The organism is Mesorhizobium sp. Cs1299R1N1, from assembly GCF_037179655.1.
Lineage (GTDB): Bacteria > Pseudomonadota > Alphaproteobacteria > Rhizobiales > Rhizobiaceae > Mesorhizobium > Mesorhizobium salmacidum.
Window position 1 is genome coordinate 226,149 of the sequence record NZ_JAPYKR010000012.1, and the last position, 19,222, is coordinate 245,370.

The 19,222-nt window shown below is 64.9% G+C and carries 16 protein-coding genes and 1 pseudogene; 9 read left to right on the plus strand and 8 right to left on the minus strand.

Annotated features, from left to right (window positions below):
- Positions 1–107: 107 nt before the first annotated feature.
- Positions 108–1,313 (plus strand): MFS transporter, encoded by a 1,206-nt coding sequence (locus O7A70_RS25360; RefSeq protein ID WP_337142829.1) that lies wholly within the window; start codon positions 108–110, stop codon positions 1,311–1,313.
- Between the two features lie 24 nt (positions 1,314–1,337).
- Here the strand turns inward: O7A70_RS25360 and O7A70_RS25365 are convergent, their stop codons facing one another.
- Complete coding sequence (locus tag O7A70_RS25365) at positions 1,338–2,810, minus strand: MATE family efflux transporter (RefSeq protein ID WP_337142830.1); 1,473 nt, start codon at positions 2,808–2,810, stop codon at positions 1,338–1,340.
- Positions 2,811–2,987: 177 nt separating this feature from the next.
- On the opposite strand from O7A70_RS25365, the gene O7A70_RS25370 reads away from it, so the two are divergent.
- Entirely contained in the window at positions 2,988–3,791 is an 804-nt protein-coding gene (locus O7A70_RS25370; protein WP_337142831.1) for a L,D-transpeptidase, read from the plus strand.
- Between the two features lie 56 nt (positions 3,792–3,847).
- On the opposite strand, the gene O7A70_RS25375 is transcribed toward O7A70_RS25370, so the two are convergent.
- Positions 3,848–5,317, minus strand: coding sequence for an esterase-like activity of phytase family protein (locus O7A70_RS25375; RefSeq protein ID WP_337142832.1), 1,470 nt, complete (start codon positions 5,315–5,317; stop codon positions 3,848–3,850).
- 222 nt (positions 5,318–5,539) lie between these two features.
- Between O7A70_RS25375 and O7A70_RS25380 the strand changes: the two are divergent.
- From O7A70_RS25380 to O7A70_RS25390, 3 genes and pseudogenes are all read left to right on the plus strand, one after another.
- A pseudogene (locus O7A70_RS25380) lies at positions 5,540–5,734 on the plus strand (glycine cleavage T C-terminal barrel domain-containing protein); the annotation flags it as partial.
- Positions 5,735–5,748: 14 nt separating this feature from the next.
- Complete coding sequence (locus tag O7A70_RS25385; protein WP_337142853.1) at positions 5,749–7,302, plus strand: trimethylamine methyltransferase family protein; 1,554 nt, start codon at positions 5,749–5,751, stop codon at positions 7,300–7,302.
- A 123-nt stretch (positions 7,303–7,425) separates the two neighbouring features.
- Complete coding sequence (locus O7A70_RS25390) at positions 7,426–7,740, plus strand: ferritin family protein (protein ID WP_337142854.1); 315 nt, start codon at positions 7,426–7,428, stop codon at positions 7,738–7,740.
- A 38-nt stretch (positions 7,741–7,778) separates the two neighbouring features.
- On the opposite strand, the gene O7A70_RS25395 is transcribed toward O7A70_RS25390, so the two are convergent.
- The gene (locus O7A70_RS25395) at positions 7,779–10,490 is read right to left on the minus strand and encodes an ATP-dependent helicase (RefSeq protein WP_337142833.1); all 2,712 of its coding nucleotides are present in this window, start codon (positions 10,488–10,490) and stop codon (positions 7,779–7,781) included.
- Between the two features lie 247 nt (positions 10,491–10,737).
- Here O7A70_RS25395 and O7A70_RS25400 point away from each other — a divergent pair, with 247 nt between their 5' ends.
- On the plus strand, positions 10,738–13,053 hold the full coding sequence (locus O7A70_RS25400; RefSeq protein ID WP_337142834.1) for a glucose/quinate/shikimate family membrane-bound PQQ-dependent dehydrogenase: 2,316 nt from the start codon (positions 10,738–10,740) through the stop codon (positions 13,051–13,053).
- A gap of 28 nt (positions 13,054–13,081) precedes the next feature.
- On the opposite strand, the gene O7A70_RS25405 is transcribed toward O7A70_RS25400, so the two are convergent.
- Together O7A70_RS25405 and O7A70_RS25410 are read right to left on the minus strand one after the other, a co-directional pair.
- Entirely contained in the window at positions 13,082–13,516 is a 435-nt protein-coding gene (locus tag O7A70_RS25405) for a hypothetical protein (RefSeq protein WP_337142835.1), read from the minus strand.
- Between the two features lie 9 nt (positions 13,517–13,525).
- Entirely contained in the window at positions 13,526–13,681 is a 156-nt protein-coding gene (locus O7A70_RS25410; protein WP_337142836.1) for a hypothetical protein, read from the minus strand.
- A 245-nt stretch (positions 13,682–13,926) separates the two neighbouring features.
- Between O7A70_RS25410 and O7A70_RS25415 the strand changes: the two genes are divergently transcribed.
- Positions 13,927–14,814: a dienelactone hydrolase family protein gene (locus O7A70_RS25415; RefSeq protein WP_337142837.1), complete on the plus strand. Its 888-nt coding sequence runs from the start codon at positions 13,927–13,929 to the stop codon at positions 14,812–14,814.
- Here the strand turns inward: O7A70_RS25415 and O7A70_RS25420 are convergent.
- On the minus strand, positions 14,811–15,749 hold the full coding sequence (locus tag O7A70_RS25420; RefSeq protein ID WP_337142838.1) for an EamA family transporter: 939 nt from the start codon (positions 15,747–15,749) through the stop codon (positions 14,811–14,813). The genes O7A70_RS25415 and O7A70_RS25420 overlap by 4 nt on opposite strands.
- An 89-nt stretch (positions 15,750–15,838) precedes the next feature.
- On the opposite strand from O7A70_RS25420, the gene O7A70_RS25425 reads away from it, so the two are divergent.
- Complete coding sequence (locus tag O7A70_RS25425) at positions 15,839–16,318, plus strand: Lrp/AsnC family transcriptional regulator (protein WP_337142839.1); 480 nt, start codon at positions 15,839–15,841, stop codon at positions 16,316–16,318.
- A gap of 47 nt (positions 16,319–16,365) precedes the next feature.
- Here the strand turns inward: O7A70_RS25425 and O7A70_RS25430 are convergent, their stop codons facing one another.
- Positions 16,366–16,563 carry a hypothetical protein gene (locus O7A70_RS25430; RefSeq protein WP_015317249.1) on the minus strand — a complete coding sequence of 66 codons (198 nt, stop codon included), beginning with the start codon at positions 16,561–16,563 and terminating at the stop codon, positions 16,366–16,368.
- A 259-nt stretch (positions 16,564–16,822) separates the two neighbouring features.
- The gene (locus O7A70_RS25435) at positions 16,823–17,302 is read right to left on the minus strand and encodes a thioesterase family protein (protein WP_337142840.1); all 480 of its coding nucleotides are present in this window, start codon (positions 17,300–17,302) and stop codon (positions 16,823–16,825) included.
- A gap of 102 nt (positions 17,303–17,404) precedes the next feature.
- Between O7A70_RS25435 and O7A70_RS25440 the strand changes: the two genes are divergently transcribed.
- Positions 17,405–18,838 (plus strand): FAD-binding oxidoreductase, encoded by a 1,434-nt coding sequence (locus O7A70_RS25440; protein ID WP_337142841.1) that lies wholly within the window; start codon positions 17,405–17,407, stop codon positions 18,836–18,838.
- Positions 18,839–19,222 lie beyond the last annotated feature (384 nt).

A 19,222-nucleotide genomic window follows, 5' to 3' on the forward strand; every position in this document is an offset into this window, starting at 1 on the left:
GGTCAGGCAAGGCCCACCGTGGTGTCAGGAGCGTGGCCGTTCACCGGAACGCCGGCGGGAAGGGCGCGTTAACGTCGCGATCCCTGAAACTGATGACGAGGTTGGCCATGGCCTTTCGTGATTTGGCGCAAACTCAGAACGAGGCCGGCGACGTCCTCGCGATCCCGACTGTCGCGGCGATGATCGCGGTGCTGTTTGCCGGCAGCACGGCGCTGACGCCGCTCTATATCATCTACAAGCAGCAGTTCGGCTTTTCGCAGATCACCTTGACGCTTATCTACGCGGTCTACGTTGTCGGCAATCTCGGCGCCTTGCTGGTGTTCGGTGGCGTGTCGGATGTTGTCGGACGCCGACCCACTGCGCTGGCGGCGATGATCGTGGCCATTGTCAGCGCGCTTATCTTCCTGTTCGCCGGAAATGTCGTCTCGCTCGACGTGGCGCGCATCCTGAGCGGGCTTGGCATCGGCGTTGGCGCCGGAACGGGAACCGCCTGGATTGCCGAGCTTCTCCCCGCCGCCGACAAATCGCGTGCCAGCATCATCACCACCAGCACCAATTTCCTCGGTCTCGGTTTCGGGTCGCTGATATCGGGCCTGTTGGCTCAATACGAGCCCTGGCCCCTGCGGCTGGTGTTCGTCGTCTATCTCGTGGCACTCGCGGTGGTGACGGTCCTGGTCTGGCGCACCCGTGAAACGGTGGCGAAGCCGGATGGCCTCGGGCGGATTTCGATGCGGCCGCGCCTCTCCGTACCTCAGAAGATACGCACGCGCTTCGTCGCACCGGCGGTGACCGGTTTCGGCGCGATGGCGTTGGTCGGCTTCTATGCCGCGTTGGCGCCGAGCATCCTGGCGCAGCAGCTGAACGAAACGAACCATGCCGTTGCCGGCGCGCTGTTCTTTGAACTGGCAATCGTCGCGGCGGCCAGCATCGTGTTGCTGATGCGGGTGCAGAGCAGCAAGGCCATGCTGGCCGCCCTGGCCCTGATGATCCCAAGCGTGCTGGTGGTGGTGGCGGCGCAGATGCTGGCCTCGATGACGCTGATGATCGTGGCGACGGCCTGCTGCGGTGTCGCGGCCGCACTTGGCTACCGGGGCGGCCTGCAGGTGGTGAACGAGATCGCGCCACAGGATCGCCGTGCCGAAGTGGTGTCGAGCTTCTTCGTCTGCTGCTTTGTCGGCAACGCCTTGCCTGTCATTGGCATCGGCGTCGTGTCGACCTATGCCAGCCCTGTCGCCGCGAGCCTGGCCTTCGCGGCCATGATCATCGCGTTCGCGCTGGTGGCGCTCGCCTTCGGGCTCAGACAGAAGCGCTGAGACAGCCGCGCCAGCACGTGCGCTTCAGCCGTTCGGCGTTTCAGGTGTCATGTTCGCGCGCTGGCGCGGCACGCCAAGCCCGGTGTCGGGCGGCTCGCCGGCAGCCGGCCTGTTCTCGATCATGTGCAAGGTGCGCCAGCCGCCGAAGCGGTAGTAGGCCGCAGCCAGGACCAGCGAGGCGATCGAGCCGGCCGGGAAACTCCACCACAGCGCTTCCTCGCCGATCACACCGCGCATGTAATAGGCAAAGCCGGTGCGCACGATGAGCACCGAGATCACCAGGATGATCAGCGGCGGCATCACGGCTCCCGTGGCGCGCACCGTGGCGAACAGCACGATGGTGATGCCGAACAGGATGAACGACCACGATGCTACGGTGTTGATGTGGGCGGCGATATCGATCGCGGCGCTGTCACTGCTCAGGAACAGGCTCAGGATCGAGCGGTCGAAGACCCATAGCAGCGCGACGAGGGCGCCGGTCAGGACGAGGTTGAAGCCGACGCCGGAGGCGGCAACGCGGCCGATCCGGTCCCAGCGGCCGGCGCCGACATTCTGCGCCGCCATGGAAGAAACCGCGGCGCCGATCGCGAGCGCCGGCATCTGGATGTAGGTCCAGAGCTGCGCTGCGATGCCGTAGGCGGCGGCGACTTGCGAACCATAGGAATTGACGATGCCCATCACCGTCAGTGCCGCCGCCGAGATGACGATCATCTGCAGGCCCATCGGCACGCCCTTGAAGACGACGATGCGCAGCAGCGCCGGATCCGGGCGCAGCAGGGCGAGATTTGTGCCGGCCAGCCGCAACGGATGCTTGCGCGCGTAGAGTACGACGAGGATGGCGATAACGCTCACGGTCTGGCCGATCAGCGTCGAGGTGGCGGAACCGGCGATGCCGAGTTCGGGAAACGGGCCGATGCCGCGGATGAGCAGGGGATTGAGCACGATGTCGAGCACGACCGCAAGCGCCATGAAGATGAAGGGCGTGCGGGAATCGCCGGCGCCGCGCAGCACGGTCATGACGAAGGACAGAAGGTTCATCATCGGCACGGCGACGAAGATGATGCGCAGGTAGGAGCGTGCGAGCGGCAAGGCGTCGGCCGGCGTGCCAAGCGCGCCCAGGATGGCGTCGACCCAGATCCAGCCGCAAACCGCGAAGACCACCGAAACGAGGAAGAAGAACGTGGCGCTGGTGCCGACGATGCGGCGTGCCTCGGGCAGGTCGCGGGCGCCGACCGACTGCGCCACCAGGATGGTGGCCGCCATGCCGATGCCGAACACCGTGCCGAGGATCAGGAACAGGACGAGGTTGGCGTTGGAGGTCGCGGTCAGCGCCGATTCACCGAGGAAGCGGCCCACCCAGACGGCATTGACCGAGCCGTTCAGCGATTGCAGCACGTTGGAGCCGAGCACCGGCAAGGCGAAGAGCAGCAGCGTGCGTGGGATCGGGCCGCTGGTCAGGTCGCCGGTGCGCCGACGCGCGGGCATTTTTTCGTTCATGGCCGACAAAGCCTATCTCGAGTCCGGTGCGCGATGATTGCAGATTCAACCCGACAGGTCGATGCGGGGGCGCGAACGGTCCACGGTGCTCACGCCATGATCCATCCTGTTCTCAAAGCTTGCGGAATGGGATATTGATCCTTGGCGCGTTGGGCCGCGTTTCTCACCGGGGGGTTCATGTCCGATATTCCGCTTGTTCCTGAGCGCCTGAGCCGGCGCGCGTTTCTTGGCGCGTCCGCTTTGGGCTGCGCTTCCGTGGTTCTCTCGGCGTGCACCACGACCGATGTGGCGCCGCCGGCAGTGGCGCCGGTCCCGCCGTCGGCTGCGCCAAGCGAGCCGGCTGTCGGCGATACCGCAACCATGTATGCGGCGCGCACCGACGAGGGTTATCAACTGCCGGCCATCCCGGTTGCCAAGCTCGATCCGAAGTTCGTGCGCCAGATCGTGGCCGATCCGACCGGAGAAAAGCCTGGCACGATCGTCGTCGATGTTTCCGAGCATTTCCTCTATCTGGTGCGCGACGGCGGCAAGGCGATGCGCTACGGCGTCAGCCTCGGCAAGGCCGGTTTCGGATGGACCGGCAGCGCCGTGGTCCAGGCGCGCAAGAAGTGGCCGGTGTGGACGCCGCCGCCCGAAATGATCCTGCGCCGGCCGGAACTGGCGAAATACAAGGACGGCATGCCGCCCGGACCGCAGAGCCCGCTGGGCGCCCGCGCGCTCTATCTTTTCCGCGACGGCAAGGACACGATGTACCGGCTGCACGGCACGCCGGAATGGGATTCCATCGGCAAGAACGCGTCGTCCGGCTGCGTGCGCTTCATGAACCAGGACATCATCGACCTCTACAGCCGCGTCAACGGCCCCGCCCAGGTCTTCGTGCGGCCCAACCTGTCTGCCGCCGGCAAGATCATGGCCGTGTCGAGCAGAACGGCCGAGCCGATCGATGCGGGCGTGCCGAAGGACGCCGAGTTCTTGAAGTAAGCCTTCACGACCTGCACAGGCGGACGCGCCAGGCGCGCCCGCTTGTGCGGTGATCGTTACTTCTTGCCGAGACCTGGCAGCGTGACCTGATAGACCAGGAACATGGTGTCGACATCGGCGCCGTCATCGGCCTTGTAGGGCGCGCCGACCTGGAAGCCGTCCTGGGCGAGGAAGTCGTTGTCGTTGCCGACGAACAGGAAATAATCGTCGGGCAGCTTCGGGTCGAGGACGCTGGCCAACGACATCGCTTCCCACTTCTCCGAAAGCTCGTTGTGGTCCTTCGCCCCACCATTGTGCAGGCCGAAGCGGCCAAGCTGGGCGGCGTCGTTGATATCGATGAGCGGCGTCAGCTTGGCCGGCGTCACCGAGGGATCAAGCACGCCCTTGGGCGCGACCGGCTTGTCGGCCGCGTCGAAGGCGCCGCCCGCGATGTCGGTCGCCCCGGACACGTCGACGATGTTGATCTGGCGGTAGAGCGACGCGTCACCCTTCTTCAGGCCCTGGCCGTTGCCGCTGTCGCGCGCCAGCATCAGGAAGGATGTGTCCGAAAGCGCCACGATCTCGCTCTGCGCGGCGACCTTGGTCTTGCCCTTGGCATCCTTGAACACCGGCAGCGGCACGACGTATTCATGCGCGAGCTTCAGATGGGCGAGGTCGGAGGCATCATAGACCAACGCCCGGGTGTTCTGGCGCGTCGAGGGTGAATCGCCGCCGTCCTGCCTCGGCGCCGACTGCAGCACGGCGATCAGGAACTTGCCGTCCGGCGTCATCGCCATGCCTTCGAGGCCCTGGTTGTTCTGGCGCCCGGTTTCGGGATCCTTCGGATCAGGGTCGGCGGCGCCCGGACCGGGATTGTCGGAGGAGAAGTTCGGCGCTCCCTTGCGCATCGGCACGAGGGCTGCCGGCGGCTGGGTCGCCGACATCAGGCGGCCTTGCGCGGAGAACCTGTAGATGTTGGGGCCGTACTCGTCGGAGATGAACATCGAACCGTCGGGCAGCCGCACGATGGCCTCATTGTCGAGAGCGAGCTTGCCGTTGGTGGCGACGGGCAGCATCGGCATGTCGCCGGCGGCAGGGCGTACATCCGACAGCGGATCGAGGCCGGTGGCATCGGCGCCCTTGTCGTCGGTGAGGAGCATGGTGTCGGCAAGCGTCGCCTTGACGCCCGTCTGCTCCTGGCCGGCGGCGGGAGCCGCACCCGGCGCGACAGGCGTGAACTCGATGCCGATGGTGTTGAGGCGCGGCCGGTAGTCGGTGGTGCCGGCGACATTGTAGCCACGGTCGGGCAGGAGCCAGAGCGATCCCTTGTAGGTGCCGGCATCATGCGTCCAGCCTGTAGTGTCGATTGCCATGCCGGAGCCCGAGCCGAAGGTCTCGCCGAACTTGTCGCGCTGAGCAGCCGGCATGCGGCCGACGCCGACCAGGCCCTTGTTGATGTAGGCCACGCCGTCGGCAAGCGCCGGTGTCAGGGCGGTGAACAAGGCCAGCGCGACCCCGAGCGAGGCGGTTCGGTACAGGTGTTTCATGGACAATCCTCTTTGTGACGAAGCATGCCGGAGCGGCCGAAGGACAAAAACGGAAAGAGGTGCCGCATCGACGATGCCGCGCGCGCCTCCCCAAAACGCGATCTAAGGCGTGAACATGATGCTTGCGTGACAGTGCGCGATGCCGGTCCGCCAGCGTAATGGACACACATGTCTAGTGCATATAGGGTGCCGGCTTCGAACTGACCGGAAGGGAAGCCTTGAGGCCGCCGCGCTGGCTTCGTCACCTCGGGCGGATTTGGCTACACGATCGGCAAGAGCGTCGCGCCGGCGTTGGTGGACGACGATTTCGCCGGGGAGGGGACGCAGCTTTGCGTGCACATTGTCGGCGTCGAACGGCCTGCGCGGGTCATCGCGGCCTCGCCCTATGATCCCCAGGGCAAGGCGATGCGGCAATGAGGAGGGAATTCGCGATGATCGATGACGCGGCACGAGACAGCAGGCGCGAACGCCGGCGCGGACGCACGGGCGAGGCCGGCAGTGAATCAAGCCGCAAGCCCAATTACCGGTCGCTGAGGAATCCATTCCTGCCGCAGCCGATCTTTTCCGACGACCAGGTGGCGTCGATCCACGACACGGCGCTGCGCGTGCTGGAAGAACTGGGCATCAAGGTGCTGCTGCCTGAGGCGCGCGAAGTGCTCGCCCGTGCCGGCGCCCTGGTCGATCCCGACACCGACATGGTGCGCATCGGCCGCGACATGGTGGTGGCAGCCTTAGCCTCGGCGCCGCGATCGATCCACGCCAATGCAGGCGCGCGCGCTCGCGATCTGTCGCTCGAACTGGGCTCCATGACATTCCTGGCGGGCTCCGGCGCGCCCAACGTCACCGATCTCGACCGCGGCCGGCGGCCTGGAACGCTGGTCGCCTTCGAGGAGCTCATCAAGCTGGTGCAGCATTTCGATGTCTTGCACATGCTGGGGCCGTGTATCGAGCCGCAGGACATCGACAATCGTTTTCGCCATTATGCCGTCAATCGGGCGCAGCTGACACTGTCCGACAAATTCCCATTCGTGTTCGCCCGTGGCACGCCGCAGGTCGATGACAGTTTCGAGATGATCAGGCTGGCCCGTGGGTTGTCCGAAGACGAGTTCCGCTCGGGCGCGCATTGCTACACCGTCATCAACACCAACTCGCCGCGCCAGCTCGATATTCCCATGGCGCATGGCATCATCGACTTCGCCAAGGCGGGCCAGGTCCTGATCATCACGCCGTTCTGCCTGGCCGGTGCGATGGCGCCGATCACGGTGGCCGGCGCCCTGACTTTGCAGCACGCCGAAGCGCTCGCCGGGCTGACGCTGGCGCAGATCGTGCGGCCGGGCGCGCCGGTGGTCTACGGTTCCTTCTCCTCCAATGTCGACATGAAATCCGGCGCACCCGCCTTCGGCACGCCGGAGCACGTCAAGGCCACGCTGGGTGCAGGCCAGCTGGCGCGCTTCACCGGTCTGCCCTGGCGCTCGGGCGGCGGCAGCGCTGCCAATATTTCGGACGCGCAGGCCGCGCACGAGACGCAGTTCGCGCTGTGGGGCTCGGTGCTGTCGGGCGCCACCGTCTGCATCCATGCGGCCGGCTGGCTGGAAGGGGGCTTGAGTGTTTCCCTGGAAAAGCTGGTCACCGACATCGAAGCGCTGCAGACGGTCGCGGAACTTTGCGACGCGACCCCCGGCGACGACGACGCAATCGGCTTCGAGGCCATCGCCGAAGTGCAGCCGGGCGGCCACTTCTTCTCGGCCAGCCACACCATGGCACGCTACCGCACCGCCTTCTACGAGCCGCTGGTGGCCGACTGGTCGAATTTCGGCAACTGGACGCAAAGCGGGTCGAAGAACGCCACCGAACGCGCCACCGGCGTCTGGAAACGCATCCTCGCCGATTTCGAGCCGCCGGGAACGGCGGCCGCCACGTCAGGCGTGCTCGATGCATTCATCGCGAGGCGCACGGAAGAGGGCGGCGCGGCACCGGTGTCGTGAGATAGCTCGCGGATCCACCGTCCTGAATTATGGCCGTGGTCCCGGAACCCGCAGCGCTTCCCACGCATTCATGGAAGCGGGCCAATGCCTGGCTCCATTTGCGAGCCGCTGAGGGAGGACGACATGGGTTTCGACCAGTATCACGAACCGCCGGAAGAACTGTCGCAGGAAGTGCGGACCTTTGCCCGCATGATCACCTCGCTGATCGAGGAGGCGGAAGCGATCAGCTGGTACGAACAGCGCATGTCGGTGGAGAAGGACCCGCAAGCCAAGGCGATCATGAAGAACGCGCAGAGCGAAGAGTTCAAGCATTTCGGCATGGACCTCGAATTCCTGCTGCGCCAGAAGACGGACTGGCGCGTGGAACTGAAGGAAATCCTGTTTACGACAGGGGATATCGTGAAGGCCGGGGAGAAGGGCGAGAAGAAGGCGGATTGAGGTGGAAAGCCGGCCTTGCGAGGCTAGCCGCATTCAACTCACACCGCCGCGACAAATCCATCCAGCACTCGCTTCTGGCCGGCCTTGTCGAAGTCAATGGTCAGCTTGTTGCCTTCGATGGCTGAAATATTGCCGTTGCCGAATTTCTGGTGGAACACGCGGTCGCCGACGCTGAAGGCCGACGGCGTGTCGGAGACGGATTTGGCGACCAGTTCGCCGTCGATGGTGCGGCCCTTCACGCTGGTGCGGCCGGCGCCGTAGCCGGAATCGGTCTCGCCATAGCCGATGCGTTCGACCTGATGGCCCGAGCGCGTGCCCCAGTTGCGGTCGGTCGCCTCGGTGCGGTTGGCCTGCGCGCGCTGCCAGCCCGGCGTCGAATAGGTGTTGGAGAAGGCGCCGGATTTTTCCCCGCCGCCCGAATTACCGCCGATATTGTCGAAGCGCGAGGCGCCATACGGGTTCTGTCTTCCTGCCCCCTGGCCGCCGCCACGGCCGGACGCGAACGAGCCGCCGCCATAGGGATTGCCATAGCCGCCATAGGAGTTGCCGGCTTCGGCGACCTCGACATGGGCTTCCGGCAGTTCCTCGAGGAAGCGTGACGGGATGGTCGATTGCCACAGGCCGTGGATGAGGCGGTTAGAGACGAACCAGATATGCAGGTTCTTCTTGGCCCGCGTCAGGCCGACATAGGCGAGCCGCCGCTCTTCCTCCAGGCCTGAGCGGCCGCCTTCGTCCAGCGCGCGCTGGTGGGGAAAGAGGCCTTCCTCCCAGCCGGGCAGGAAGACGGTCTCGAATTCGAGGCCCTTGGCCGAGTGCAGCGTCATGATGGAAACGGCATCGAGCCCTGCATTCTGCTCGGCATCCATGACCAGGGCGACATGTTCGAGGAAGGAGCGCAGCGATTCATACTCCTCCATGGAGCGGATCAGCTCCTTCAGGTTCTCGAGCCGGCCGGGGGCTTCCGCCGAGCGGTCGTTCTTCCACATGTCGGTGTAGCCGCTCTCTTCGAGAATGGTCTCGGCGAGCTCGGTGTGCGGCGTGGTTTCCAGCGCCTTCTGCCAGCGTTCGAAATTGGCCGCGACCTCGCGCAGGGCGGCGCGGGGTTTCGGCTTCAGCTCGTCGCTTTCGGCGAGTGTGCCCGCCGCCTCCAGCATCGGGATGCGCAGGCCGCGCGCAGTGTCGTGGATCTGCCGGATGGTCGCTTCGCCCAGGCCGCGCTTGGGTACGTTGACGATGCGCTCAAAGGCGAGGTCGTCGGTGCTGTTGGCGACGACGCGGAAGAACGCCAGCGCGTCGCGGATTTCCATGCGTTCGTAAAAACGCGGGCCGCCGATGACGCGGTAGTTCAGGCCGAGCGTGATGAAGCGGTCCTCGAAGGCGCGCATCTGGAAGGACGCGCGGACAAGGATCGCCATGTCGTTCAAATTATGCTTCTGGCGCTGGTAGGCCTCGATGGTCTCGCCGATGGCGCGGGCTTCCTCCTCCGAATCCCAGGCGGCGTGGACGTTGACCTTGCCGTCCTCGGGATCGTTGCGGTCGGTGAACAGCGTCTTGCCGAAACGGCCCTCATTGTAGGCGATGAGGTGGGAGGCGGCGCCCAGTATGTGCGCGGTCGAGCGGTAATTGCGCTCCAGCCGGATGATGGTGGCGCCGGGAAAATCCTTGTCGAAGCGCAGGATGTTGTCGACCTCGGCGCCGCGCCAGCCATAGATGGACTGGTCGTCGTCGCCAACGCAGCAGATATTGACGGTGGATTTGCCTCCGCCCCCGGATGAAGAGCGCCCAATCTCCCCCCTTGTGGGGGAGATGTCGCCGGAGTCGACAGGCGCTGTCCCGCCAGCCTGTCGGCGCGAGGCGCCCCCCTCTGTCCTACCGGACATCTCCCCCACATGGGGGGAGATCGGCTTGCCTTCGGGCCTTTGCGCCAGGAGGCGCAGCCACATGTACTGGGCGGTGTTGGTGTCCTGGTATTCGTCGACGAGGATGTATTTGAAGCGCCGGTGATAGTCCTTCAGCACATCGGGATTGGCGCGGAAGATGCGGATCGGGTGGCAGAGCAGGTCGCCGAAATCGCAGGCGTTCAGCGTCTGCAGGCGCTCCTGATAGGCCTTGTAGAGCTCGCGGCCCTTGCCGTTGGCGAAGCTGCGCGCATCGCCCTCGGCGATGTCGGCCGGGCCCTGGCCCTTGTTCTTCCAGCCGTCGATCATCTGGGCGAACTGTTTCGCGGGCCAGCGCTTGTCATCCAGGCCCTCGGCCTGGATGAGCTGCTTGATCAGCCGCACGACGTCGTCGGTGTCGAGGATGGTGAAGTCGGATCTCAGGCCGGCAAGCTCGGCATGGCGGCGTAGCAGCTTCACGCCGATCGAGTGGAAGGTGCCGAGCCAGGGCATGCCCTCGACATTGCCTTCGCCGATCAGGATGCCGATGCGCTGCTTCATCTCGCGCGCGGCCTTGTTGGTGAAGGTCACCGCCAGGATCTGCGAGGGAAAGGCCCTGCCGGTGGCAAGGATGTGGGCGATGCGGGTGGTCAGCACGCGGGTCTTGCCGGTGCCGGCGCCGGCCAGCACCAGAACCGGGCCTTCGGTGGTCTCCACCGCAAGCCGCTGCTCGGGGTTAAGCCCCCTCAGATAGTCCGGCGCGTTGTTTTGGCCGCCGCGGGCAGCCATGGCGCGCGCGGCAATGCCCGACGGGGCCGTGGGCCGCGCATCGGGTTCGTCGAAAAAGGGCATGTCTTCGGAAAAGCCGGACATCGCCCCCGAATGTAGTGATTCGGTAGCGAAAGACCAGAACTGTCTACGTTTTGTTCCGGTAAACTGCCCGATACGGCCACTTGAGCGACATGGCGGCCGGCGTTGTGAACAAACGAGGTTGCCGCCGCGGACCCATGACCCACGCTTGACAGGCGCGGCGGTCGGGAGAAAGTTGCGCAGGGGGCAGCACACAATGCCGGGTTGCCCAAGGCCGCCTCATGCGCGCAACAGTCGAAGGAGTATCATCTTGGCTGTCACCATCACCTCCGTCATCCTCTTCCTCATCGGCCTGGCGGTCGGCGCCGGCGGTATCTGGTTGGTCTCGCTGGGCGGCAGCTGGTACTACATCATTGTCGGTCTCGCCTTCCTGATCGCCGCCTGGCTGCTCTACCGGCGCCGTTCCACGGCGCTCTGGCTCTATGCGGCAATCGTGCTCGGCACGCTGGCCTGGGCGGTCTGGGAAACCGGCTTCGACTGGTGGGAACTCGGCCCGCGCGGCGGCATCATCGTGCTGGTGGCGCTGTGGCTGCTGACGCCGTGGGCGCGGCGGGGCCTTGCCGGTCCGGACGGCCGCGCGCCTCTGATCCTTGCCGTGCTGGCATCGCTGGCGGTGGCCGGCTATTCGATGACCGCGGACCCGAAGGACATCGGCGGCGCGCTCGACACCGACAAGGTGATCCCCAACGCCAATCTCGGCGGCGATGTGCCGGCGGGCGAATGGCACTATTACGGGCGCACGCAGTTCGGCCAGCGCTATTCGCCGCTCGACCAGATCACGCCGGACAATGTCGCCAATCTGCAGCCGGCATGGACCTACCGCACCGGTGACGTGAAGGGCCCGGATGATGTCGGCGAGACCACCTACCAGGTGACACCACTTAAAATTGGCGACACGCTCTATATCTGCACGCCGCACAACTTCGCCATCGCCGTCGATGCGGCGACCGGCAAGGAGAAGTGGCGCTACGACCCCAAGGTCAAGCTCGACAAGGATCGCCAGCACCAGACCTGCCGCGGCGTCTCCTATTATGCCGATGCCGCGGGCGCCGCCGGTCAGCCCTGCGCGGCACGCGTCTACCTGCCGACCTCGGATGCCCGGCTGATCGCGCTCGACGCCGCCAACGGGCAGGTTTGCCCGGCCTTCGCCGAGGGCGGCACGCTCAATTTGTTGGCCAACATGCCGTATCCGAAGTCGGGCTATTACTACTCGACTTCGGCGCCGCTGATCGCGGGCGGCAAGATCATCGTCGGCGGCGCGGTCAACGACAATTATTCGACGCAGGAGCCGTCCGGCGTCATCCGCGCCTATGATGCGAGCACCGGAAAGCTGCTGTGGAACTGGGATTCCGGCAATCCGGACCAGACGACGCCGCTGGCGGCCGACCAGACCTACACCGCCAACTCGCCCAATATGTGGTCGACGCCGAGCGCCGACGAGAAGCTCGGCCTGCTCTACGTGCCGCTCGGCAACCAGACGCCGGACCAGCTCGGCATGGGCCGCAGCGCCAATGTCGAGAAATTCTCCTCCTCGATCACCGCGCTCGACCTCAACACCGGGCAGTTGAAATGGGTGCGCCAGACCGTGCACCATGACCTTTGGGACATGGACGTGCCGGCGCAGCCGAGCCTGGTCGACATCACCAAGGCTGACGGCTCCGTCGTGCCCGCACTCGTCGGGCCGACCAAGCAGGGCGACCTCTATGTGCTCGACCGGCGCACCGGCGAGCCGGTCATCCCCGTCAAGGACGTGCCGGCGCCGGGCGGCGCCATCGAAGGAGATCACACATCGCCGACGCAGCCGGCATCCGACCTTTCCTTCAGCCCGCCGCCGCTGACCGAGGCCGATATGTGGGGCATCACCATGTTCGACCAGCTGGCCTGCCGGATCGCGCTCCACAAATTGCGCTATGAAGGCCGCTACACGCCGCCCTCGCTGCAGGGATCGTTGGTCTACCCCGGCAATTTCGGCACTTTCAACTGGGGCGGCGTGGCGGTCGATCCGGTGCGGCAGGTGATGTTCGGCATGCCGACTTATCTCGCCTTCACGTCCAGGCTGATCCCCCGCGCCGACGTGCCGCCGCCGGGCGACACCAAGGGCAGCGAGCAGGGGCTGAACCGCAATGACGGCGCGCCCTATGCGGTGGTGATGGGACCGTTCCTGTCGCCGCTCGGCATTCCGTGCCAGGCGCCGCCCTGGGGTTATGTCGCGGGCGTCGATCTGAGGACCGGTACCATTGCCTACAAGCACCGCAACGGCACCGTCTACGACATGACGCCACTGCCGCTGCCGCTGAAGGTCGGGGTGCCCGGCATTGGCGGACCGATGATCACGGCCGGCGGTGTTGCCTTCCTGGGTGCCGCCGTCGACGACTATCTGCGCGCCTACGACCTTACATCGGGCAAGCAGCTCTGGCGGGCGCGGCTGCCGGCCGGAGGGCAATCGACGCCGATGACCTATACGGTCGCCGACGGGCGGCAGTTCGTGGTCATCGTCGCCGGCGGCCACGGCTCGGTCGGCACCAAGCCGGGCGATTATGTGATGGCCTACGCTCTGCCGAAATAGGCGGTGCCGGGGTTCGGCGATCCGACGATCAGCCGAGCCCCAGATGGGCCTTCAGGCTGGGCACCGAACCGAGCACCTGGTTGGTCAAACCGGGGCCGGCGGCGGCCTCGGCCTGCTGGACGAGCGTCTCGCCGGCCTTCTGGATCTGAGCCATGTCGAGGCCGGATGCCTTGAGCGCGGCGAGGCCGTTGACCAGTGCGCCGGCTTTCTCGCCGAGAACGCCGCCAAGCGCACCTTGCAGCGACGACAGGAAGCCGCCGCCGCCGGCCGGCGCGGCGGCCATGACGTCATATTGGTGCGCAAGATCGTCGGCGCCGGGGATCTTGGCGAAAAACGAAGACGCGCTGGTGCCTTCGGCCTCGTGCTCCAGCACCGAAAAAATGGTGCCGACGACCTTTTCGGTCGTAGCCTGGTCGAGACCGGCCTTCTGCGAGACGGTGTTCACGATGTCCTGGACGTTCATGACTTCACCTCAACCTTGGGTTTTCATGTTTGTGGGCTGACGCCGGCGGCTGCGAACTTTGACCATGGACTTGCGGCTCGCCGCGACAACAGCCGCGCGCATCGCCAGAACGGCGGCCACTGCTGCCACGAAGGCGGTTGCCAGGATCGGCGAGGTCATGGTCATCGGTGTCGCTCCTTCAGGACCGTGGCCGCACCGTACCATGACGCGACCGTTTTATGAGTTTCCCCCACTATTGTGGCAGCGCCATCAAGATTTGTCACCGATGACAAAAACGTGATGATCTTCCAGCCGACCGATTGTCGGCCGGGAGGACAGCGAGATGTCACGGTCCGGTGACTGGACGATAAGAGGCTCGCCCCTATCTTGCGCCCGGCAAGGACACCGAAGTCGAGAGAGCGAGGAAGCCGATGGCCAACGTCACCACCAAACCCGTCATCACCCAGGCGATGATCGACGCTTATGACGAATACACGCATCTGACGCTGGATCGCCGCCGCTTCATGGAGCAGTTGACCAGGCTTGCCGGATCAGGTGCCGCGGCCGCCGCGATCGTGCCGATGCTGGCGGCGAACTCCGCCCAGGCGGCGATCGTGGCCGAAAACGATCCCCGCGTGAAAGGCGAGGACATCACCTATCCCGGCAGCGGCGGCGAGATGAAAGGCTATCTGGTCAAACCGGCAAACCAGACCGGCAAGCTCGGCACCGTCATCGTCATCCATGAAAACAGGGGGCTCAACCCGCATATCCGCGACGTCGCCCGGCGCGTGGCGCTGGAGGGCTTCGTGGCGCTCGCGCCCGATTTCCTGTCGCCGCTCGGCGGCACGCCCACTGATGAGGACAAGGCGCGCGACATGTTCGGGAAACTCGACGCGGCGCAGACCGTGGCCAACGGCGTGGCGACCGTCGCCTTCCTCAAGGCCGACAAGGACGGCAATGGCAAGGTCGGCGCCATCGGCTTCTGCTGGGGCGGCGGCACCGCCAATATGCTGGCCGTCAACGCGCCCGATCTCTCGGCCAGCGTCGCCTATTACGGCATGCAGCCCGAGGCCGCCGACGCGTCGAAGATCAAGGCTGCGCTGCTGCTGCATTATGCGGGCTTGGACGAGCGCACCAACGCCGGCATCGATGCTTTCAAGAAAGAACTCGACGCCGCGCATGTCGAATACACGGTCTATGTCTATGAAGGCGCCAACCATGCCTTCAACAACGATACCTCGGCGGCGCGCTACGACAAGAAGGCGGCCGACCTCGCCTGGGGCAGGACGATCGCCTTCCTCAAGCAGAAGCTGGCCTAGGCGCGATCGGCTTCGCGATCAGCCACTGGTTTGTGGAAGGCAACGCCGGCCACGACCAGCGCGATGCCGAGGCAATCGGTCGGGCCGGGAATCTGGCGCAGCACGACGATGCCGATCAGCGTCGCGGTGACCGGCAGCAGCGAGAGCATCAGCGCGAAGCTCGCGCGCGGCAACCGCGCCATGGCGAGCTGATCGCAGACATACGGAATGACTGACGAACAGATGCCGACGCCGATGGCCGCGATGAGCAGCGGCGGCGAGAAAAAGGCGGGCAGCGCGTCGCTGAAGCCGATCGGGAGCACGACGATAAAAGCGACCGCCATGGCGGCACCCAGGCCCGCGATCCCGTCGCCGGCGCCCGCGCGGGCGACACGGTGGCCAAGCACGACGTAGCCGACAAAGAGCGCGCCGTTGAGGAAAGCCCAGAACAGCCCGACCGGGTCGCTGGACCATTTGACGTCAATCAACAGCAAGGTGCCGGTGACGGCGATGGCGAGAGCGGCCAGATTGCGGGCGCTCCTTAGGCCGACCAGCGCAATGCCGATGGTGCCGACGAACTCGATCGCCGCCACCAGCGAAATCGGCAGGCGGTCAAGCGCCAGGTAGAACGAGCAGTTCATCACCGCCAGGCAAGCGCCGAAGGCAATGAGCAGGAGCCGCGTCCGAGGGCCGGCACGGGCGAAGGTTCGCCAAGGGCGGGTCAGCGGCGCGAAGATCAGCGCCGCGGTGGCGATGCGCAGCCACGCCATGCCGAGCACGCCGACATGCGGGAAAAGCAGCACGGCGAAGGCCGGCCCGAGATAGTGGAAGACCGCACTGACCGCGAACCAGAGATGCGGCGGCAGTCTTGTCGCCAGCCCGGTGAGTGCGGGGCCGACAAGGGCAGCCCTGATGGCGTCGGGACCTGCAGCTGAGACTTGCGTCTGGTCATCCATGCGATCAGTATCGCAGCCGATATCTCCGTTTCATATGGATGATGAGAGGTATATCAGGTGGGTTCTGTTCCGGAAGCAAGGAGTTTTTCATGAAACGCCTTCGAAGCGAAAACATCGACCTCGATGCGGCCGACATGAAGATCCTGCGCCTGCTGGAAAAGGATGCGCGCGCCAGCACGGCGGAACTGGCGCGCTCGGTCGGCCTGTCGGCGCCGAGCGTGGCCGAGCGCATCAAGCGGCTGCAGGAAAACCGGGTGATCGAAGCCTATTCGGTCAGAATCAATCCCGCGGCGCTTGGCCTGAAACTATCGGCTTGGTTGCGCATTCGCCCGGTGCCGGGGCAATTGGCCGTCGTGGCCGAGATCATCCGAGACCTGCCCGAAATCGCGCAATGCGACCGGGTGACCGGTGAGGACTGTTTCATCGCGCTGGCGCATGTCGGATCGGTCGCCGAACTCGAACGGGTGATCGACCGCATCATCCCCCATGCGATGACCAATACGGCGATCATCCAGTCATCGCCGGTGATCGCGCGCTCGCCGCTGGAGGCGATCAGGCGGCAGCCGTGAAACTGGGGATTTGATCCCCGGGGCAAGCGATGTATCGGCCCCAGGCGCTATGCATGGCCGCGCTTCAGGCGGGCGCGCTTCAGGATGCTGCGCCAGCGGATCATGTCGAACGGAATCGGTTCGTTGTTGTTGGCGATGTGAAAGATCTCGTTGTCGACATTCTTGAGCGAACGCCAGAAATCGTAGTCTGATATGCGCGGATCGGCGGCCAGCCTGTCCACCTCGACCTTGATGTCCGTTTTCATGCACGTTCCTCGAACCGGCTTCGCCCCGCCGCCCGCTAAAACAACCCTTGTGCGGACGTTTTCGACCGCTCCGCTGAGTCGTTCAACGGCTCAAATGGCTTGTTCCCGTTAAAACCTCGGTAAGGTTAATGCGGCCGCGAAGGCGCTTCAAGCACTGGTGCTACCTGATATCCGAGGTTCTGCGATTTTGAGTTTCGGGTGTGGCTTTGAAGCCAGGCCGGTCTCCCGCTAATGGGGCGAGATGGATGCCGGCTTCGCCCTACTTGCGCTTGATTCCGATCGAGCGGCCGGCGCGTTCGGGCATCGGCAGCACCGAATGGGCGGCGCGCATGGCCTCGATCCTGGCCAGCACATCGGCCGGGAAGGGCGCCACCTTCGGCCCCGACATGTCGACATGCAATGACAAGGTCTCGGACGTGGCGGCGAGCCAGCCATCGACATGGCGGATTTCCTGGTAGGCCCGCAGCCGCTTCTCGTCATGATCGATGAGCTGAAAAGAGACCGTGACCTTGTGGTCAAGGTGCAGTTCCTGCACGTAACAGACATGGACTTCGGCGGTGTAGATGGTGAGCCGCCGCTCTTTCACATAGTCCAGCCCCATGCCCATCGCCTCGAAGGCCTCGTCCGAGCAGCGGTCGAACAGCACGTTGTAATAGGCCATGTTGAGATGGCCGTTATAGTCGATCCAGTCCTTCTCGATGTCCATGGGCCTGGAGACGAAGGGGGCGGAGATGGGCATCGAAACTTCCTTGTTCTGGTGCTGGACAGAGCGTGGTTGCGGAGACTACGCATCCATAATCGCATAACAAGCATGCATGCTGGTCCATTCGCGGAGGATTTCATGGCCCTGAGCGACCTCAATCCGGTCGAACGCAACGAGGAAGGCATTACTGCCGTGCTCGGCATCCTCAAGCAGCGGCTGGGCGAGCGCTTCCAGACCGGCCAGGCCATCCGCTCGCAGCACGCGCATACGACGACCTACATTCCGACGCAGGCGCCCGACGGCGTGGCTTTCCCGGAGACGACGACCGAGGTGCAGGAGATCGTGCGCGCCTGCGCCGCGCATCGTGTGCCGGTGATCGCGTTTGGCGTCGGTTCGTCGCTGGAAGGCCACACCAATGCGCCCGGTGGCGGCATCTCGCTCGATACGTCGCGGATGAACCGCATTCTTTCGGTCAATCCACAGGATCTCGACTGCACCGTCGAACCCGGCGTGACGCGTGAGGACCTGAACCGGCATCTGCGCGACACCGGCCTGTTCTTCCCGATCGATCCGGGCGCCAATGCCTCGCTCGGCGGCATGGCGGCGACGCGGGCCTCCGGCACCAATGCGGTGCGCTACGGGACGATGCGCGAGAACGTGCTGTCGCTGACCGCCGTCATGGCCGACGGCGAGACGGTGACGACCGGCAAACGGGCGAAGAAGAGTTCGGCGGGCTATGATCTGACCCGGCTGCTGGTCGGTTCGGAAGGCACGCTCGGCATCATCACCGCGCTAACCTTGAAGCTGCAGGGTATTCCGCAGGCGATCTCGGGCGGCGTCTGTCCGTTTCCGAGCGTCGAGGCGGCCTGCAACGCCGTCATCGCGACGATCCAGATGGGCATTCCGGTGGCGCGCATCGAACTGGTCAATGCGCTACAGATGCGGGCGATGAAGACTTATTCCAAGCTCGATTATCCCGAGAGCCCGTGCCTGTTCGTCGAGTTCCATGGCAGCGATGCCGGCGTCGCCGAGCAGGCCGAGACCTTCGGCATGATCGCGGAAGAAAATGGCGGCGGGCCGTTCCTGTGGACCAGCGTCGCCGAGGAGCGGACGAAATTGTGGAAGGCGAGGCACGACGCCTACTGGGCGTCGCTGACCTTGCGGCCGGGCGCCAAGGGCCTGTCGACCGATGTCTGTGTGCCGATATCGCGCTTTGCCGAATGCGTCATGGAAACCGAGGCCGATATCGCCGAGATGGGGCTGATCGCGCCGATCGTCGGCCATGCCGGCGACGGCAATTTCCACGTGCTGGTGCTGATGGATGTGAACGATCCCAAGGAAATCGCGCTGTCGGAGAAATTCGTCGCGCGGCTCAACATGCGGGCGATCGCCATGGAGGGCACCTGCACCGGCGAGCACGGCATCGGCCAGGGCAAGATCGGCTTCCTGCGCCATGAACTCGGCCACGGCGTCGACGTCATGCGCACCATCAAACAGGCGCTCGATCCGCTTGATATCATGAATCCCGGTAAGATACTGCCGGGCCCGTCGCAGGGTAGTGTCTCAGTTTGAAATTTGGTGGCGGACCCGCCCCGTCTCGACCGGGGGCCTCCAGCACATATGACTGGCGCTCTTCCCCTGAGCTACGGGCCGCCGATGCCAGTATATCAGATTGATCGCTTCTTGGATGCAAGCCAGGCGTTCGGTTTTGAAATTGATTTCACTGGACCCGGTGCAGAGTCTGTACCACTCGCTGTGGTTCGCGGTGACTTGAGAGGCGCAAAGCGATAGATGCTTTAGGTGAGTCGTTTTAGAGTGGTTCACCCTTTGTCATGTATGGACGGCCCCCTGTTGGCAAGGTGCATTCGGCATTTTGGCGGATAGTCTGGAGCGGTCATGTATTCGGCCTGTTGATGCGGTCGACATTGATGACCGCTGGCCCGCAAGGGTTACGCG